A 16,984-nucleotide genomic window follows, 5' to 3' on the forward strand; every position below is an offset into this window, starting at 1 on the left:
AGCGGCATTGTCCGATGGCAATGCCGCTTTGTTTTTATCGTTTATTAATTTCTTCAAGCAATAGCTTATTGACAAGCGGTGGGTTGGCTTGTCCTTTTGTTGCTTTCATAATTTGACCGACTAAGAATCCGATCGCACGGTCTTTTCCGTTTTTAAAGTCTTCGATCGATTGTGGATTCGCGTCGAGCACTTCTAACACAATTTTGCGCAACGTTGCTTCGTCAGAAATTTGCACAAGCCCTTGTTGTTTGACGATTTGCTCTGGATCGCCACCTTTTTCAACAAGCTCTTTAAAAATTTTCTTCGCAATTTTTGACGAAATCGTGCCGTTTTGAATGAGTTTAATCATGCCTGCAAGACTTTCTGGCGTTAACGCAATGTCATGTAATTCTTTTTGTTCTGCGTTTAAATAAGCAGATACTTCGACCATGAGCCAGTTTGAAGCAAGCTTTGGATCCGCACCATTTGCAACCGTCGCCTCAAAAAAGTCTGCCATTTCTTTTGTAAGCGTTAATACTTTCGCATCATACTCTGGCAAACCAAGCTCTTCGACATATCGCTTTTTCCGCGCATCCGGAAGTTCTGGAATGGACGCACGTACGCGTTCTTTCCACTCATCGTCAATATAAAGCATCACTAAATCTGGTTCTGGGAAGTAACGATAGTCTTCTGAACCTTCTTTCGTGCGCATTAAAATGGTTGTTTTCGTCGCTTCGTCGAAACGGCGTGTTTCTTGCTGGATGACGCCGCCAGACAATAAAATTTTCTCTTGGCGCTTCGCTTCGTATTCTAATCCTTGGCGAACGAAGTTAAATGAGTTTAAGTTTTTCAATTCTGTTTTCGTTCCAAATTTGTCTGAGCCAATTGGACGAAGGGAAATGTTCGCATCACAACGAAGCGAGCCTTCTTCCATTTTACAATCGGATACACCTGTATATTGAATGATCGACTTTAATTTTTCTAAATACGCATACGCCTCTTCTGGCGAGCGAATATCTGGCTCAGAGACAATTTCAATGAGCGGTGTCCCTTGACGGTTGAAATCGACTAACGAATAGCCATCACCTGTATGCGTCAGTTTCCCTGCATCTTCTTCTAAATGAATGCGCGTAATGCCGATTTTTTTCTTTTTACCATTCACTTCAATTTCAATCCAACCGTTTCGTCCAATCGGTTGGTCGTACTGTGAAATTTGGTACGCTTTCGGGTTGTCCGGATAAAAATAGTTTTTTCGGTCAAATTTCGTTTCTGTGGCGATTTCGCAGTTTAACGCCATCGCTGCTTTCATAGCATATTCGACCGCTTGTTTATTTAACACCGGAAGAACGCCCGGGTACCCTAAATCAATGACGCTCGTTTGTGTGTTTGGAGGCGCTCCGAATGCGTTTGGACTGCTTGAGAAAATTTTCGATTTCGTTTTCAGCTCGACGTGCACTTCAAGTCCGATGACGATTTCAAAATTCATCACTTATTCCCCCCTTACAACGTTGGTTTTTGTTTATGATAGTCTGTTGCTTGTTCGAACGCATGAGCAACGCGGTAAATGGTGCTTTCATCGAAATGTTTGCCGATAATTTGAAGTCCTACAGGCAAGCCATTGACAAATCCGCACGGAATCGAAATACCTGGAACACCGGCAAGGTTCACTGGAATCGTTAAAATGTCGTTTGCGTACATCGTTAACGGGTCGCTCGTTTTTTCACCAATTTTAAACGCTGGCGTTGGCGTTGTTGGCCCGATAATGACGTCGTATTTCTCAAAGACGTTTTCAAAGTCTTGTTTAATGAGCGTCCGCACTTTTTGCGCTTTTTTGTAGTACGCATCATAGTAGCCTGAACTTAATGCAAACGTTCCAAGCATGATGCGGCGTTTCACTTCATTACCGAATCCTTCGCTACGCGTTTGCTTGTACATCTCCATTAAATTTTTCGCATTATCTGTCCGATAGCCGTAACGCACACCGTCAAAACGAGCAAGGTTTGCCGATGCTTCCGAAGACGCTAATAAGTAGTATGTTGCTAGCGCATATTTTGAATGAGGGAGTGATACTTCTTCCCACGTTGCGCCGAGGCTTTCTAACACTTTTAGCGCTTGAAGAACAGATTGGCGAACTTCTTCTGATACACCTTCGCCTAAATATTCTTTCGGCACCGCAATTTTTAAACCTTGAATGTCACCTGTTAAGGCAGAAACATAATCTGGTACATCGACATTTGCTGATGTCGAATCCATTGGATCTAAACCAGAGATGACTTGTAGTAAATATGCGTTATCTTCCACCGTGCGTGTAATTGGACCGATTTGGTCAAGCGAAGACGCAAACGCAACAAGCCCATAGCGAGATACGCGACCGTACGTCGGTTTTAAACCAACGACGCCGCAAAACGCTGCTGGTTGACGAATCGAACCGCCTGTGTCTGATCCAAGCGCAAATGGCACTTCTCCTGCCGCCACTGCTGCTGCTGAACCACCGCTTGAACCACCTGGCACGCGTTCTAAATCCCACGGGTTGCGCGTGAGTTGAAAGCCGGAGTTTTCTGTCGATGATCCCATCGCAAACTCGTCCATATTTAATTTTCCGATCGTCACTGCGTCAGCTTCGTTTAAACGCTCTACAACCGTTGCATCGTAAATCGGGTCGAAGTTGTACAAAATTTTGCTTGCACACGTTGTGCGTAACCCTTTTGTCACAATGTTATCTTTAATGCCAATTGGCATCCCAAAAAGCAAACCAAATTCCTTTTCCGTAGTTAGTTTTTCATCTAACTGTTTCGCTTTCGCGCGCGCTTGTTCTTCGTTTAACGTTAAAAATGCTTGTACTTTTTCTTCTACGTCATGAATGCGCTTAAACGATTCATCCACTAAATCCGAAACAGAAATTTCTTTTTTATGTAATAAACTGTGTAACTCAGATATGCGGTAGTCAAACAATGACATATTCTTCCCTCCTTACTCTAAAATCGCTGGGACACGAAATTGTCCATCTTGATGGTCTGGTGCGTTTTTCAATACGTCTTCTAGCGGAAGTCCAGCTGTCGGTACATCTTCCCGCATCACATTTTTCATATTTAATACATGTGACGTTGGTGGAACATTTTCAGTATCTAACTCATTTAACTGCTCCGCAAACGTAATAATCGCATCTAGTTGTTTCGCAAACATCGCTGCTTCTTCTTCTGTAATCGCTAAACGTGCTAAATGCGCCACATGTTTCACTTGATCGATTGAAATTCGTGACATGTCTTTCACCTCCGATATTGTCGACCTTTCACAATACTATGATGATACCAAACTTTCGCGCAGTGAAGCAACATTTGCCATTCATTTTACTTACAGAAAAAATCATTCATTGACGAAAAAACGATGAACGTTGTAGAATGAAAAAAATTTTTAAAAAACAACTCGTATAATTTTGGAAATATGGTTCGAAAGTTTCTACCAAACGACCGTAAATCGTTTGACTACGAGGATTGCTCCTCGTATCGAGTTGGAGAGGAGGACATCTATGAAACGACTTGCTGTAGCTTCAAAAAAACAATTAGCTGATGTTGTTGTAAAAAACGGAAAAATTATCAACGTCTTTACACATGAAATTATCCAAGCGGACATTGCCATTGCTGATGGCAAAATTGTTGGTATTGGTACATATGACGGGCAAACCGTCATTGACGCAAAAGGAAAATACGTTTGCCCGGGTTTGATCGACGGACATGTTCATATTGAATCATCAATGGTTACCCCAAGCGAATTTGCTCGCGTCGTCGTTCCACACGGCGTCACTACCGTCATTACTGATCCGCACGAAATTGCGAATGTCTCGGGGACAAAAGGCATTGAATTTATGCTAAACGACTCTAATGACGTTCCGCTTGATGTATATGTCATGTTGCCATCATGCGTGCCTGCCACCGCTTTTGAACATGCTGGTGCGACATTACAAGCGGAACATTTAGCACCGTTTTTTTCCCATCCGCGCGTGCTTGGACTTGCGGAAGTGATGGACTATCCGTCTCTGCTACAAGGAAAACAACAAATGCTCGCAAAACTTTCTGCAGCCCATGCCGCAGGCAAACTGATTGACGGGCATTTAGCTGGTCTTGATGAAACAGCCGTGAACGTGTACCGAAGCGCAAATGTCCATACCGACCATGAATGTGTCACCGTAGACGAAGCACTCACTCGCGTTCAGCACGGCATGTACGTTTTAATTCGCGAAGGTTCGGTCGCAAAAGATTTAAACAAACTACTTCCAGCGGTCAATACGTATAACGCGCGCCGCTTTTTATTTTGCACAGACGATAAACATATTGACGAACTTGTCAATGAAGGAAGCATCGATCATCATATTCGCCTAGCAATTCAAGCAGGCATCGAGCCGATAACAGCCATTCAAATGGCGACATTAAATGCAGCAGAATGTTATCGCCTATATACGAAAGGCGCCATCGCCCCTGGGTATGATGCCGACTTTTTGCTTGTGGATGATTTACATTCATTTTCGATTACTCATGTCTTTAAAAAAGGGGCAATCGTTGCTGAAAACGGACGCGCTACCTTTTCGAAAGCAACTTCGATCGACAAAACGATTACCCAATCGGTTCATGCCAAAAAGATAACAAAAAAAGATGTGGAAATTTCGTTTACACGCGGAAATCAAGCAAATGTCATTCAAATTGTTCCAAATCATTTGCATACGAAACGGCTCATAACAGAAATGGATGTCGAAAATGGTGTCTTTCAACCGTCGATCGAACGGGATTTATTAAAGCTCGTTGTCGTCGAACGTCACCGCAGTCTCGGTGTTGGAGTCGGCATTGTCAACGGCTTTCAATTGAAAAAAGGAGCGATCGCCTCATCGATTGCCCACGACTCGCATAACATCATCGCCACAGGAACGAACGATGATGATATAATCGCTGCGATTGAACATATAAAAAGCATAAACGGTGGGCTCGCCGTAGTGGAAAATGGCCTTGTGTTGGCAGACTTGCCGCTTGAAATTGGAGGACTGATGACAGCAAGAACGTATGAAGAAGTGCTAGAGCGGCTACAAACGATTCACGACGCTTTAACAACCATTGGAGCATCAGGCGAATTTAACCCATTTATTACACTCGCCTTTTTAGCATTGCCGGTCATTCCAGAGCTAAAATTAACAGACCAAGGTTTATTTGACGTTTCATCGTTTCAATTTATTGATGTGGAAGTATAGAGGGATTTTTTATCCCTCTTTTTGTCGAATGATGTTATAATATGGTTGTATGCAAAGGAGGTGAGAAGATGAGCGAGCAATTATTGGAGAAAATTTTACTCGTCGTCACAGACATCCAAAAAGAGTTGCAGGACATTCGTGAAGAGCAAAAAGCCATTCGTGAAGAACAACAAGCCATTCGCGAAGAACAGCGAGCCATTCGTGAAGAACAACAAGCTATTCGTGAGGAACAAATGGCTATTCGCGAAGAGCAGAAAACATTCCGTGAAGAAATAAACTCGTTGCGGGAGGAAATGAATGCATTCCGCAAAGAGCAGCAACTCATTCGCGAAGAGCAACAAGCATTAAAAAATGGACAAAAAGAGCTTTACGATCTTATGAACGCTCTTCTCCATCGTCAAGACGAAACGGACGCGAAACTCGAGGCTTTAACGATGGATGTCCATCATATGCGCGGTGAAATGACAGCAATGAAGCAAGAAATCCACGCACTAAACGAAAAAATTGACTCCCACTACAAACAATTCAACGAACGTCTTAACAACCTCCAACTTGACGTTGATTTCACCGTTCATAAAACAACGATGACGGAACGCGAACTTTTCAAAATGAGAAATCGGTTGTTTTCATAGAGAGGGCATTTCCCTCTCTATGAAATTCGATTTATATACTTCTTTCATTTAAAGGTAACATCACTTTCAGAAATGAATGAAATTACATGATTCTCCGCCCCACATAATATCCCAATGCTCCTATATAAATTGAAGCTACAAAAACACAAGAAGGATAAAAAGGAAGCGACGTAATCGTTGCGATCCCTAAAACAACAGCCCCATCCCATTTAAATCCCCATTTTTCATCGATAAAAGAAATGAGCGCCTCTGTTACCGCACATATAAACGGAACAGCTAGTACTGCAATTGGAAAAATGGCAATAAAGAAAGAAAAACCGCTAAATAATGAGAGCGAAAGGGCAAACATGACAAACGACAACAAAACTCCTATTAAAAATTTTTTCACTTATACTATCCCCTTTTAATATAAAATTACTTACTCACTGCGATTTTCTTATTGGGGTACAAAGGAAATAAATAATTGACATTTGTACCTGCAGCATCAGGATTAAATTGATACAGAGTTTTCCATGTTCCACCATTATCCGATCTATAAATTTCATGCCAAGGATACTGGTCATGACTACCATTAATATAAGTAACTCCACTTTTTTGAATATTTAAACTATAGCTGTAATCAATATTCGGTAGGACATCCATGAGAAACGGCAATCCAACAGAATGGGAAATTTGAAATTGTGCTTCACTGGATGTAATCCATTCCTTTACAGCCGTTATACATGATGTCCCAGCATTTTTTCTTGCCAATTCCGTTGAACCACATGTACCATTATCATTTTTATTATAGCGAATAGAATCGCTTGTGTATTTTGAAAATCCATAAGTCCTATCTTGCCAATAAATCGAGAGATCGACTCGAGTACGATAAGTGCTAGCAGAAGCAGAAAAGTCACGATTGTCTCCCCCATAGCAGTAACCATCTGGTGCGGATATTTTAGCGGGCTTAATAAATGTTGGTATTATGTCAAGAAAATGGACACGTAAAATCGAGAAAAACTTTAAAACCCTACTACCGCACTTCGTTTGGTGGCCTCTTGAGAAGGAGGACGGTTTGGTAAACCCTTCCCCTCCTCAAGAGGAAAGATGTCCCTTATATCGTGACTTTGTGGAGAGAAGAGTTCACTGCTTTTTGCCTTGCTGATACATCTTCTCATATGCCATCGGAGATATGTACTCGTTAGCGGAATGAATTTGCTCGGCATTATAAAAACACTCAATATATTCAAAAATCCGATGTTTGGCCTCTTCCCTTGTTGCAAAGGTCTCGTGAAAAATCAGTTCCTTTTTGATGATGCTGTGAAACGATTCCGCACATGCGTTATCATAGCAGTTTCCTTTTCGACTCATGCTGGTTTGCATTCCGTACTGTCGTAAGATGGCGTGATACTCGTTCGATGCATATTGGCTCCCTTGATCCGAATGGTGAATCAGACCTGGTTGAGGCTTTCTCTCGTCGATGGCTCGGTTTAACGCTTTGATCACTAACTCTTTTGTCATTCGCTCGGAAAGACACCAGCCGACGATTTTACGAGAAAACAAATCCATGACCGAAGCTAAATACAGCCAGCCTTCTTTCGTCCAAATATACGTGATATCCGCCACCCATACTTGATTCGGCTCATCTGCTTCAAACTGCTGATTCAATAAGTTGGGACACACAGGCAAATGATGCTTCGAGTTTGTGGTTGCCTTATATTTTTTCTTTGTTTTTGAACGAATATCACCATCTTTCATGATTCTGGCGACCGTTTTTTGAGATACCTTAACCCCTTGTTTTTGAAGGATTTTTGTGATTTTTGGACTGCCATACGTTTCTCTTGACTCGATATGAATCTTTTTGATTTGCTTTTTCAATGCTTCCTGTCTTTTCTTTTGTTGACTTTCTGGTCGTTTGGCCCATGCATAGTATCCACTTCTTGAAACGCCTAAGACTTCACACATCTTCGCCACGCGAAACTCCTTTCTATGCGTATGAATAAATGCATAAATTACTTCTGATTTTTGGCGAAGATGCTCATGGCCTTTTTTAAGATCGCGTTTTCCTCCTCAAGGTCACGGATGCGTTTTTGAAGTTCACGCTTTTCATGATCTTCCGGCTTGAGGTTTCCACTCCCGACAAAGCTATGCTCAGCATCTTTTTTATAATCTGCTACCCATTTATGAAGCGTTTTTGGCGAAATATCGAGTTGTCTTGCGGTTTGAGCGACCGCCTTTCCTTCCTCAACCACTAATTTTACTGCATATATTTTGAATTCTTTATCAAAACGTCTTGTCATTATAGACACTCCTCATCATTGATAGATTTACTGTACATTTCTCTATTCGTTGTGTCTATAATCTAGACTAACATCAGATAAACCCTTCGCTGTGCCAAGGAGAACATGGAATATCGGAGCGAAGCGAGGATATGCCGCGAAAGCTCCTTGACACACCTGTTCCTTGACAACATGAAGGCGACCGGCAGGAGACTTGCCGGACTTACCTACCATACGTCCAGTCTCCGGTCCATGTTTTCTATCAAAGGGGAATTTACACAATAATTTGGACTTGACCAAAAACCCAAATTGCCTCGTCAGGTAGATATTAGAGTTTTCCCATGCATGAATAATATTGTTCGTTTTCGGATTTTTCTTATTATATGTAAATCAGTAATTTTAGATGTTCTTACATATATAAATTTCAAAAAAAGAGACTCCTGCTTTATTTTATATTGCAGGTGTCTCCATCACAGTTATTAACCGGAATAATTATTCTGGTTTTAGCTATATAATTGTAGAGTTTATGACCAAAAACAAAGTAGCTTGATAATTTTAAAGGTAACCAAAATAACATCATCAACGGAAGTCTTGCTGAAATAGAAGCGATTGCGTCAATACCTTTTGTGATTTTTCCTGTTTCTAAGTTTATACAATACATTTCTTTTTCAAGGTCAGTGATAGGTATATTTAAATTATTTTCTTCTCTAATACTCTCTAGTTCAATAAGGTTAAACCAATCTAGCTTATGAATATTTTCTTTAACTCTCATACAGATTGGACACCAGCTATCATACAATACTAAGATTTTACTCACCTTATGCTACTCCTTTTTTTAAAATTTTCACATCTTATGTTTATAATAAGGGGTGATATCAAAATCATCAAATTAATTAATTTCGAAAGGATTTGAATATTCAAATACACTCATCGCGCTTTACGTCTCGTTATTTTTAGCATTTTTTATACCTATAATATTGTTGATTCACGAGAACGCGATTGTTCAATTATATTGGGTAATAACATACACTGTAGGAATACGCCAACAAAAGCAAGCACCACAAAAAACAACCAACAGAAGGAAATATTTCTTGTTAATAAATATCCTACAATGAAGGGACCGATCGCGTTACTGATTCCATAGAGGAGCTGATAACTCGAAATGCTTTTCCCTCTTTTCTCAGCCGGACCAATTTCCCCCACAATTGTTGCAGACGCTGGATAAAAAAGTTGTTCTCCACAACTAAAGAGAAGAATTCCGACGAAAAGAAGTGGAACAAAAAAGTTCAAGTGTGCAGATGCTAAAAATGTACTTCCTAAGAAAATGATATAAGATAAGCCTAAAACAACCGAACCGACGATTATTTTTTGCAAATCGTTCAAGCGATGTGTAAAAAACAACAGCGGAACCTGAAGGACAATAACGGAAAGGCTGTTTACTGTAAATAACAAACCAGAAATCCAGCTAAGGTCTGGACTTATCTCCTTTATAAAAGCAGGCATTGCGAAAACTAAAACAACGTACATAAAGGTCATCGGAGCAACTGCTACCAAAAAACGCATTAAGTTTGAGTCGTATGAAAAACGAATAGCCCAAACCTTTTTGGAAATCGGCTCTTTTTTTATAATTGATTGGTTGCGCAACGGAATTTTTGCAATCAACACGGCTGCAATAAGAAAACTGAATGCATCTATGAATATTAACGTCCCATAAGCAAATGGTGTATTAAATATTGCTATGATACCTGTACCTATGAGCATTCCTAAAGAATTCCCCAAATTCCGTAAACTTCGAGAACTTCCAAACCACATCGTTCTATTCTCGCTGGAGACAAGTTGTGAGATGATCGTTTGGTTCACAACTGGCCATGCCCGCTGTCCCCAGACAACAATGGTCGCTGCGATTGTCAATCCCCAAATATTATGGAATATCAAATATCCAAGAGTTCCGATTCCTCGTAACCAAAAACTTGCAAGAGCAGCAGGCTTTGCACCTAATCGATCCACGATTACACCGCAGACAGGTATGGCCAGTAATCCAGCCAATGCACTAATCGATAGCATTTGACCTACTTGCTCCAACGAAAGACCACTCGTCTTTAGAAAAAAAAGAACTAAAAATGGCATGGTTAACCCCGATCCGAACGAATCTAGAAACAATGCCCCTAGAAAGGGCGCACTCCAAGGTTGTGAATGAACTACTTTCTTTATTTTCGAATATTGAGAAACTAGCAACTTCATGACATCTACACCTTACCCTAGTAACTTTTGTTCAGCTGTAGAAGAAAGAGCTTTTGGCAGGGCAATTTTAAAATCTGCCGGTACGTTTTCACTTAGCTCAATGCCGGCGCGAGCATATGGACCTATTTCATCTTTTTGTCCAGCTCCTGTTACATACATGGCCACTTCATGTACTCCGTCAATACCGAGTTTTGATTCTACTAAACTTTCCTTAAAAGCTGCCGTCGTGAAAACGCCTAAATTATGTGCTGTTCCCGCTAACAAAAAGTTTTGCGCGTAGTGAGCGGTTTCATAATGCATAAGTCGATAAATGCGTGCGCCTTTGTATTTCCATTTAATTCGATCTATAACACTTGTATAAAAAACTGTAACGGATGCATCCAGAAAGTAGTCTTGGCCATACAATGCTTCACCCAAAAATGATTTAACATCATCCATCTTAGAAAGAAGATGCAGGGCGTGATGTTTTTGACAATAATGATAAATGCCTCTTTCCAGACCTTCACAATTATTTATGACTGGATATAATTCCGTTGCATGCCGACCTCCAGGCGAAGGAGCGACCTTCTTTGCAACCCGTCCAAAGAACCGAGTCGAATTTGTGAAGAGGATTCCGCCTGTATAATACAGAAGATCGGAAAGTTCTTGTAGCTTGATTGATTCCGGCAAAAAGTTTCGATAGGTTCTTCGAAGTGTTAAAGCATCGGAAATGGTCATATTTGATAAGGTACTAGGTTTAGGCAAAGTGATATTTGATTTTTCACAGTTACATTTATATGTAGGGGGAGGTGATCCGGATGATTCCATAAATTCCTCACCCACTTCATCGGACGACTTATAATTGGCATCACGGCTTTCAAGATGGACAAACCAAGTGGATTCTCCCCACTCTGCCCATTCCATAACTATTTCTGAGGTTTGTGATTGTTTTTGTTCGTTTGCGGAAATGAGAACACCGACATCAATCAACTTATTAACAATAGCTTGTATTGTGTTTTTGGAGATGGTCTTCTCTAGCCTATGTAAAGTCTCTTCTGGGTTCCCTGTGAATGCAGAGACGACACTCATGACTTTCGAGTCAACTTCGAAACGACGATGTTGCGATGGTATCCTCAATTGAGGCTTCCTGTTGACGTAAGTAATAACCAAGTCTGGTGCTAGTTTGTATTTATAAATATCTTCCATTGACTCCTTTTCCCCTTTTCGTTAGCTATGGTCTCCTATAGGGAGACGAATCTCGATTCCTTCAGGCAGTACTTGTCCATATTCAATATCTGATCGCGTAGTCTTATCAAACACAATATGGCCCATACCGGAGACGTACATCGCAACTTCGTGAATCCCACAAATCCCCAATTTCTCTTCTATAACACTATCCTTGAAAGCTGCAGTAACAAAACTACCCAAATCAAGAGCAGTACAGATAAGTAAAAAGTTTTGCGCGTAATGGCCTGTTTCTAGATGCATGAGCCGATAGGCTCTACTGGTATTATACTTCCATTTTAAACGATCTATAACACTTGTATAAAAAACTGTAACTGCGGCATTCAGGAAATAATCTTGCCCATATAGGACATCGTATAGAAATGGCTTCACGTCTTCTTCTGCCTCAATAAGATGTAAAGCGTGGTGTTTTTGACAGTAATGGTACACACCGCTTCGTAAACCTTCACATGCATTCACAATCGGATATAACTCTATTGAATGTCGTCCACCCGGAGAGGGAGAGGGCTTTTTGGCTACGATTCCATAGGAGTGTGTGTCATTTGTGAAAAGAATCCCCCCCGTGTAAAATAGAACATCGGCTAAGTTTTGTAGTGAAATTGGTTCTTCAGAAAAACGTCGACAGGATCTACGTTTCATAAAAGAATTGACCAAAGTTTGATCTAAAAGTTTACTAGGAGTCGGTAGTTTTATGCTAGATGTTGTGCAGTTGCACTTGAAATATTGTGGTGCAGGAGATGTTTTTTTTCTGAATTCTTCAACATTTTTCAATCTACCTTCTTCAGTGGTTTCAAATTTTGAATCTTTTGTTTGTAGATGAAGGAACCAAGATGATTCATCCCAATCTTGCCATTCCTCTACGATTTGCTCAATGGTCAAATTGTAATCTGTTTCCTTGTCGATGAGAATTCCATTTTTGACCAAGTGTTCGACAATACTTGTTATCATTGATTCTGAAAAAATCGGTTGTAAGCTTGTGTCTTCACTCGAAAACATGGAGATAATCTCGCATACCTTCCAATCAACTTTAAAAGTGCGTTTTACAGAAGGTAGATGCAAGTGCGGTTGTCCATCAGGATATGTAATGACTAAATCAGGCGCTAAATAATAACGGTTCAATCGTGACATTTTCTCAAACCCTTTCCCAACATAATAAAATAATAAAAGTAAGAACCACCTGATTGAGTTTCAGATGGTTCTGATCATGCTAATTATTAGTCGGACGGGTGCATAACAACCATCGGTGTTTCCTGTTCTTCAAAAATAAATGTTTCTTCTTTTACTGTATTATTTTTTGATTTTTTATCCATTAATTCCATCCCCCTTACATCACTTAGGTTTATATTATAATAGAATGATAATTTAGTCAAGTTTAAAATTTGAGAATTATAAGAAATATGGTAGTATTAAGTTAAGATTAGTAATAATTTTCCACCAAATTGCTGTGTAAATCTGCATTTGAAGCCGACACCATAGTCTATTTTGGCCGACAGAAATTAATCTAGGAGGAATATCCATGATAACTTTAGTTCGAATGAACGAAGAACAATATAAAAGGTTCTTCGAAGAGACAGTCAGAGAGTATGCCGAAGAAAATGTAAAGGAAGGTAGATGGACACCATCAGAATCGATTGGACGAGCAATCAAAGAAACAAATGAACTATTATCTAAAGGGATTCATACGAATGGTCATTTTTTGTGTTCATTGCATCACGAAGTAGTAGGCGCAATAGGCACGATTTGGTATGAAGTAAAAGAAAACAATGGCGAGAAATCAGCTTTTATATACAGCTTTAAGATATACGAAGAATTTCAAGGCAAAGGATATGGAAAGCAGTCACTTATTGCATTTGAAACTGACCTTGCCTCGATGAATGTAAGTTCAATCGGGTTACATGTTTTCGGGCACAACAAACGTGCATATCAGTTATATACCAAGATGGGGTATATTCCAACAAGCATTAAAATGAAAAAATATCTCAGAAGCAAATGAAAACTAACTCGTATCTCGATTTTACTAGACTTTAGCACTTGAGAAAGGCTTTCTTTTTATGGGTTCAGGAGTTCTCAATAATATGTCAATGGAGAGGATTTATCCTTTGGGGGGGTATAGCGATGAACATTGTCACGCATTGGTGGCTGTTCGATATGGCACCGGTGTCCGGGGTGCTACGGGCGGTCTTCTACACTGGTTTGCTTGTGCTGTGTATCGTCGACTTTCCGACGCCACTACAGGCGGCGAAGATTATGGACAGAACCGAGCGTGTCTTTTACACCCCGGTCTTGGCGATGCGGCTGCTGGGCCTCCGCTGGGTTAGTCCCCGCGTGCTGTCAGTTGTGGCCAAGCTGACAATCGCAATGTGGGTAGCGGCCGCGGCCGGGTTCTTCCAGCCGGTCACTGGTGTACTGACGTTCCTGGGTTTCGCATTCTTGCATATGGTAAATGCTGGTGCGCTAGGCGCCCACCACTCGAAGCACTCGGCGCTGTACGCGTTGCTGGCCATGTGCTTCTCGGTGTCCTACGACTTCTCGCTAGACGGTCTGCTCGCCCAGTACGTGAACTGGCCTCTGTTGGTGCCCGATCAATCGGCGTTCACCTCAGGGTTTGCCCCAAAATTGTTGCTATTGGTCCTATCCTACATTATGTTCGCCGGCGGCGTGTCCAAGCTCCTCTACGGTGGCCTCGGGTGGTTAAATGGCGACGCATTGCGGTTCTATGTTAAGTACTCGCCGTCCCGCTGGCCCTTCATGACCAAACTATTGGTGGGTAGCCCGGTGCTGTGCCGGGTGTTAGCATCTCTGACCGTGCTAATCGAACTGTTGGCCCCGGTCGCGATCTTCGTTCCCTCGTGGCGGATTCCGTTGGTCGTATGCTGGATTTGGCTACATATCGGCATCATGTGCGTGATGCGTCCCATGTACTTGGTACAAATGTGGTGCTACCTGCTTCTGATTGTGCCGAGCCTGACCGACCATTCGAGCACCACCTCCGCTGTCTCCTTGGGAGGCTTGTTCACCACCGTGGGAATGCTCGCGTGCGTGGTTCTAATCACGGTGCTAATACGACAGTCTGAGGAGTGGCCGTTCACCTCGGTGCCAATGTACTCTAATGGCCTGACGAATGGCGCCGTGCGAGCACCCTCCGAGTCCGAACTGTACGAGCGCGCTGTACGTGCTCAACGAAACCAGCACCGGGCGTGGCAAAGGGCGTGGTTGCCTGTGGATGCCATGGAGGAAATCGTAGTTCGGTCGACCGACGATGGCAAGAAGCACCGGCTGTTCCAACTGATGCTCGAGAACAAGGTGGCCAAGTTTGTCCGCTGGCCCCAATACGCCAAGGTGGTTCGCGCTACCGCGATTGCCGATTTGGCGGCGAAAGCAGCAGACGGCGTAGAATTGGGCGTGTGTGGACCGGAATACCCAGCGACCCGCCTGTTGCATGAGATCGCGTTGATTTTCAAGAACGCGATCCCAGACTGGGATCGGTATGACCGCATAGAACTAGTTTGCCGTACCGACTCGGGTAGTGTAGTGATTGCCTCTGTGCCACTAGGCACGCAGGAAGTTCGAGGATCTGGTGACCCGCAACAAAGATCCGAAAGTATGCGAGTAGAGCAATACGGTGAACTCCAGGACAGATTAATGAGCTGATCAATAACCAAAGACCAAAAATGTTAGAGTTTGACGTAGGATAAAAAATAAATATAATTTTTTACACAAATTTTACAGATTGCTATCAGAACTACCAGTATTAAATAATATTTTAATGTGAATTTTGTAAGGGGGTTATATATGCCGATTAAAAGTAACTATTCATCCCGATAGTAGTATGTAAAGAAACGCAACACAAATAGGGCATCCCTGTGATAAAAAATGCCCTAAGTGGTAGAAAGAACACGATCAAGCGTGTCGCCCTGTCGCCCGTCAACAGAAGACATAACGAGTCCCACACGTTTTTTTCGTGTTTCGTCAGTGTGGAAACGATGCTTCTTGTGATGCAGACTGGGCGAATGTTTCTTCACGAAACGTACCCGAAATGTTCTCTTTGACTTTGACCATGCGAAGATCGCTTTCGGCTTGGTTGTTATCAAAAGGAACATGTACTTCACGTAAGAAACGCAGTGCTTCTTCCTTTCGTTTTTGAAGGCGTCGAACAAAAGCGAGTGCTTTTTTTCGGAAGAGGCGTCTTCGCTTCCAATCGGTGTTGTGCTCTTTCTAGGATGCGATCATACACTCGTTCCCACCGTCTCGTTTCTTCTTCGGAAAGTGCACCGTGATGAAATTCGACGGCTTGCTTGGCGGCTAACAGAAACGTGGTCATGCGCATCGCCCACGTATGCCCTTGTTCGATGAATCCTTTTAACTCACGCAAATGGTGGGCATGGCAAAGGGCATGGGTGGCTTGTGTGTATTTCGGATACGTACCGAACCCATCATGCATCATCGTTCCTTGATATCGGGGAAGAATCCCGATATCATCGGTCGCTTTCTTTCCGCGAGAAACGTGAGGAGCCAAGTATGTATATCTCGATGTACACGCGACATGCACCCATGCGAGTTTTCCATTGATGCGCAAACTCGTTTCATCGACATGCAGGATGTTGGATTCAAGTAAGGCATCTTCGATGATGTCCATATTTGATTCCAGCGATTCGCGTCCTCGTTTCACCATATTGGCAAGAGTTCCCGTACTAATCGAGTGTTGATATAACGCTTCGATTGTATCACTTAAACGCTTGTACGGGATCAATTGGATATGATGTAAATAAACAACGAGCGCCGTGAGCCGTGGACCGTATTGCACATGATTCGTGACATGGGATGGGAATTCGGCTTGTTGAACACATCGACAATGTGGACACGATTTCACTTCTCGTTCATGTTGTGTCACCTCGATCGCCACAGGAGGGACATCAAACACTTGACGGATATCGACTTTGAACGGTTTGACTTCACGCAAAGAAGCCCCACATCCTTGACACGTATGCACACGGTGGACGACACGATGATGTGGATGTTCCACTTGACGGAGCGTCGTTCCTTGATGACCTTCTTGTCCGCCTGGCTTGTTGCCAGATGGCTTGCGAGAAGAATGGGTGTGAAAACGGTCAGAAGATAGGGGCAAATGGCTATTAGAGCTGTTTTTTTTCGTGCGTGCTTCCAGCTCTTGAACGCGATACTTCAGTTGTTCATTTTCTTTGCGTAGTTGTTTGTTTTCGTGACGCAAATGTTCATTTTCTTGAACGAGTTGATGAATGAGCTGTTTTTGTTGTTGGACTTTGCCAATTAAACTCTCTACTGTAAATACAGCTTGTTGTACCGTCAACATGCGATTCACCTCCTTGTCTATCAGTATTCACATCATAGACAAGGAAAGAAGAAAATATTCAGCTCACTTGATCATGTGGCTGAATAGT

14 protein-coding genes, 1 pseudogene and 1 riboswitch are annotated in these 16,984 nt (G+C 42.1%); of the genes and pseudogenes, 4 read left to right on the forward strand and 11 right to left on the reverse strand.

The features are described 5' to 3' along the window. Nucleotides 1-34: 34 nt before the first annotated feature. From gatB to gatC, 3 genes are read right to left on the reverse strand one after another with little or no spacing between them, the layout of a single operon-like run. Nucleotides 35-1,465, reverse strand: a complete 1,431-nt coding sequence (gatB, locus tag HNR43_RS08175) for an Asp-tRNA(Asn)/Glu-tRNA(Gln) amidotransferase subunit GatB (protein ID WP_183242881.1) — start codon at nucleotides 1,463-1,465, stop codon at nucleotides 35-37. A gap of 14 nt (nucleotides 1,466-1,479) precedes the next feature. Continuing rightward, nucleotides 1,480-2,937 carry an Asp-tRNA(Asn)/Glu-tRNA(Gln) amidotransferase subunit GatA gene (gene gatA / locus HNR43_RS08180; RefSeq protein WP_055441654.1) on the reverse strand — a complete coding sequence of 486 codons (1,458 nt, stop codon included), beginning with the start codon at nucleotides 2,935-2,937 and terminating at the stop codon, nucleotides 1,480-1,482. Between the two features lie 12 nt (nucleotides 2,938-2,949). Continuing rightward, a complete protein-coding gene (gene gatC, locus HNR43_RS08185) occupies nucleotides 2,950-3,240 on the reverse strand; it encodes an Asp-tRNA(Asn)/Glu-tRNA(Gln) amidotransferase subunit GatC (RefSeq protein ID WP_183242883.1) in 291 nt (96 codons plus the stop codon). A gap of 142 nt (nucleotides 3,241-3,382) precedes the next feature. Beyond that, a riboswitch (purine riboswitch) is annotated at nucleotides 3,383-3,484 on the forward strand. Between the two features lie 21 nt (nucleotides 3,485-3,505). On the opposite strand from gatC, the gene ade reads away from it, so the two are divergent. Next, the gene (gene ade, locus HNR43_RS08190) at nucleotides 3,506-5,212 is read left to right on the forward strand and encodes an adenine deaminase (RefSeq protein WP_183242885.1); all 1,707 of its coding nucleotides are present in this window, start codon (nucleotides 3,506-3,508) and stop codon (nucleotides 5,210-5,212) included. 41 nt (nucleotides 5,213-5,253) lie between these two features. Further along, nucleotides 5,254-5,844 (forward strand): hypothetical protein, encoded by a 591-nt coding sequence (locus HNR43_RS08195; protein ID WP_006322908.1) that lies wholly within the window; start codon nucleotides 5,254-5,256, stop codon nucleotides 5,842-5,844. A gap of 82 nt (nucleotides 5,845-5,926) precedes the next feature. Here the strand turns inward: HNR43_RS08195 and HNR43_RS08200 are convergent, their stop codons facing one another. The 7 genes from HNR43_RS08200 to HNR43_RS08230 all read right to left on the reverse strand — a co-directional run bounded on the left by HNR43_RS08200 (nucleotide 5,927) and on the right by HNR43_RS08230 (nucleotide 12,695). After that, on the reverse strand, nucleotides 5,927-6,232 hold the full coding sequence (locus tag HNR43_RS08200; protein ID WP_004577751.1) for a hypothetical protein: 306 nt from the start codon (nucleotides 6,230-6,232) through the stop codon (nucleotides 5,927-5,929). 26 nt (nucleotides 6,233-6,258) lie between these two features. Beyond that, the gene (locus HNR43_RS08205; protein WP_343055741.1) at nucleotides 6,259-6,834 is read right to left on the reverse strand and encodes a DUF3238 domain-containing protein; all 576 of its coding nucleotides are present in this window, start codon (nucleotides 6,832-6,834) and stop codon (nucleotides 6,259-6,261) included. A gap of 132 nt (nucleotides 6,835-6,966) precedes the next feature. Further along, nucleotides 6,967-8,123, reverse strand: a protein-coding gene (locus HNR43_RS08210) for an IS3 family transposase (RefSeq protein ID WP_281380381.1) whose coding sequence is annotated in 2 segments (ribosomal slippage) — nucleotides 6,967-7,868 and nucleotides 7,868-8,123 — 1,158 coding nt in all. Because the reading frame shifts where the segments join, the coding sequence is not laid out codon by codon here. A gap of 424 nt (nucleotides 8,124-8,547) precedes the next feature. Then, nucleotides 8,548-8,919, reverse strand: coding sequence for a thiol-disulfide oxidoreductase DCC family protein (locus HNR43_RS08215; protein ID WP_021096031.1), 372 nt, complete (start codon nucleotides 8,917-8,919; stop codon nucleotides 8,548-8,550). A 152-nt stretch (nucleotides 8,920-9,071) separates the two neighbouring features. Beyond that, the gene (locus HNR43_RS08220) at nucleotides 9,072-10,343 is read right to left on the reverse strand and encodes an MFS transporter (protein ID WP_021096032.1); all 1,272 of its coding nucleotides are present in this window, start codon (nucleotides 10,341-10,343) and stop codon (nucleotides 9,072-9,074) included. Nucleotides 10,344-10,355: 12 nt separating this feature from the next. Further along, nucleotides 10,356-11,528 (reverse strand): SagB/ThcOx family dehydrogenase, encoded by a 1,173-nt coding sequence (locus HNR43_RS08225; protein ID WP_183242887.1) that lies wholly within the window; start codon nucleotides 11,526-11,528, stop codon nucleotides 10,356-10,358. Nucleotides 11,529-11,549: 21 nt separating this feature from the next. After that, a complete protein-coding gene (locus HNR43_RS08230; protein ID WP_183242889.1) occupies nucleotides 11,550-12,695 on the reverse strand; it encodes a SagB/ThcOx family dehydrogenase in 1,146 nt (381 codons plus the stop codon). A 388-nt stretch (nucleotides 12,696-13,083) separates the two neighbouring features. On the opposite strand from HNR43_RS08230, the gene HNR43_RS08235 reads away from it, so the two are divergent. Together HNR43_RS08235 and HNR43_RS08240 are read left to right on the forward strand one after the other, a co-directional pair. Next, nucleotides 13,084-13,560, forward strand: a complete 477-nt coding sequence (locus HNR43_RS08235; RefSeq protein ID WP_088223588.1) for a GNAT family N-acetyltransferase — start codon at nucleotides 13,084-13,086, stop codon at nucleotides 13,558-13,560. Nucleotides 13,561-13,682: 122 nt separating this feature from the next. Next, nucleotides 13,683-15,218 carry a hypothetical protein gene (locus HNR43_RS08240; protein ID WP_183242891.1) on the forward strand — a complete coding sequence of 512 codons (1,536 nt, stop codon included), beginning with the start codon at nucleotides 13,683-13,685 and terminating at the stop codon, nucleotides 15,216-15,218. Nucleotides 15,219-15,465: 247 nt separating this feature from the next. Here HNR43_RS08240 and tnpC read toward each other — a convergent pair. Then, nucleotides 15,466-16,896 (reverse strand): annotated as a pseudogene (tnpC, locus tag HNR43_RS08245) (IS66 family transposase); the annotation flags it as partial. Between the last annotated feature and the right edge of the window lie 88 nt (nucleotides 16,897-16,984).

The sequence above is a fragment of the Anoxybacillus mongoliensis genome, assembly GCF_014201515.1.
In the GTDB taxonomy this organism is placed as follows: Bacteria; Bacillota; Bacilli; order Bacillales; family Anoxybacillaceae; genus Anoxybacillus; species Anoxybacillus mongoliensis.

Coding starts and splice junctions, on each gene's coding strand:
- HNR43_RS08195 (WP_006322908.1), top strand. CDS start 5,254: ATGGTTGTATGCAAAGGAGGTGAGAAGATGAGCGAGCAATTATTGGAG.
- HNR43_RS08220 (WP_021096032.1), bottom strand. CDS start 10,343: ATGAAGTTGCTAGTTTCTCAATATTCGAAAATAAAGAAAGTAGTTCAT.
- ade (WP_183242885.1), top strand. CDS start 3,506: ATGAAACGACTTGCTGTAGCTTCAAAAAAACAATTAGCTGATGTTGTT.
- gatA (WP_055441654.1), bottom strand. CDS start 2,937: ATGTCATTGTTTGACTACCGCATATCTGAGTTACACAGTTTATTACAT.
- gatB (WP_183242881.1), bottom strand. CDS start 1,465: ATGAATTTTGAAATCGTCATCGGACTTGAAGTGCACGTCGAGCTGAAA.
- HNR43_RS08230 (WP_183242889.1), bottom strand. CDS start 12,695: ATGTCACGATTGAACCGTTATTATTTAGCGCCTGATTTAGTCATTACA.
- gatC (WP_183242883.1), bottom strand. CDS start 3,240: ATGTCACGAATTTCAATCGATCAAGTGAAACATGTGGCGCATTTAGCA.
- HNR43_RS08235 (WP_088223588.1), top strand. CDS start 13,084: ATGATAACTTTAGTTCGAATGAACGAAGAACAATATAAAAGGTTCTTC.
- HNR43_RS08240 (WP_183242891.1), top strand. CDS start 13,683: ATGAACATTGTCACGCATTGGTGGCTGTTCGATATGGCACCGGTGTCC.
- HNR43_RS08225 (WP_183242887.1), bottom strand. CDS start 11,528: ATGGAAGATATTTATAAATACAAACTAGCACCAGACTTGGTTATTACT.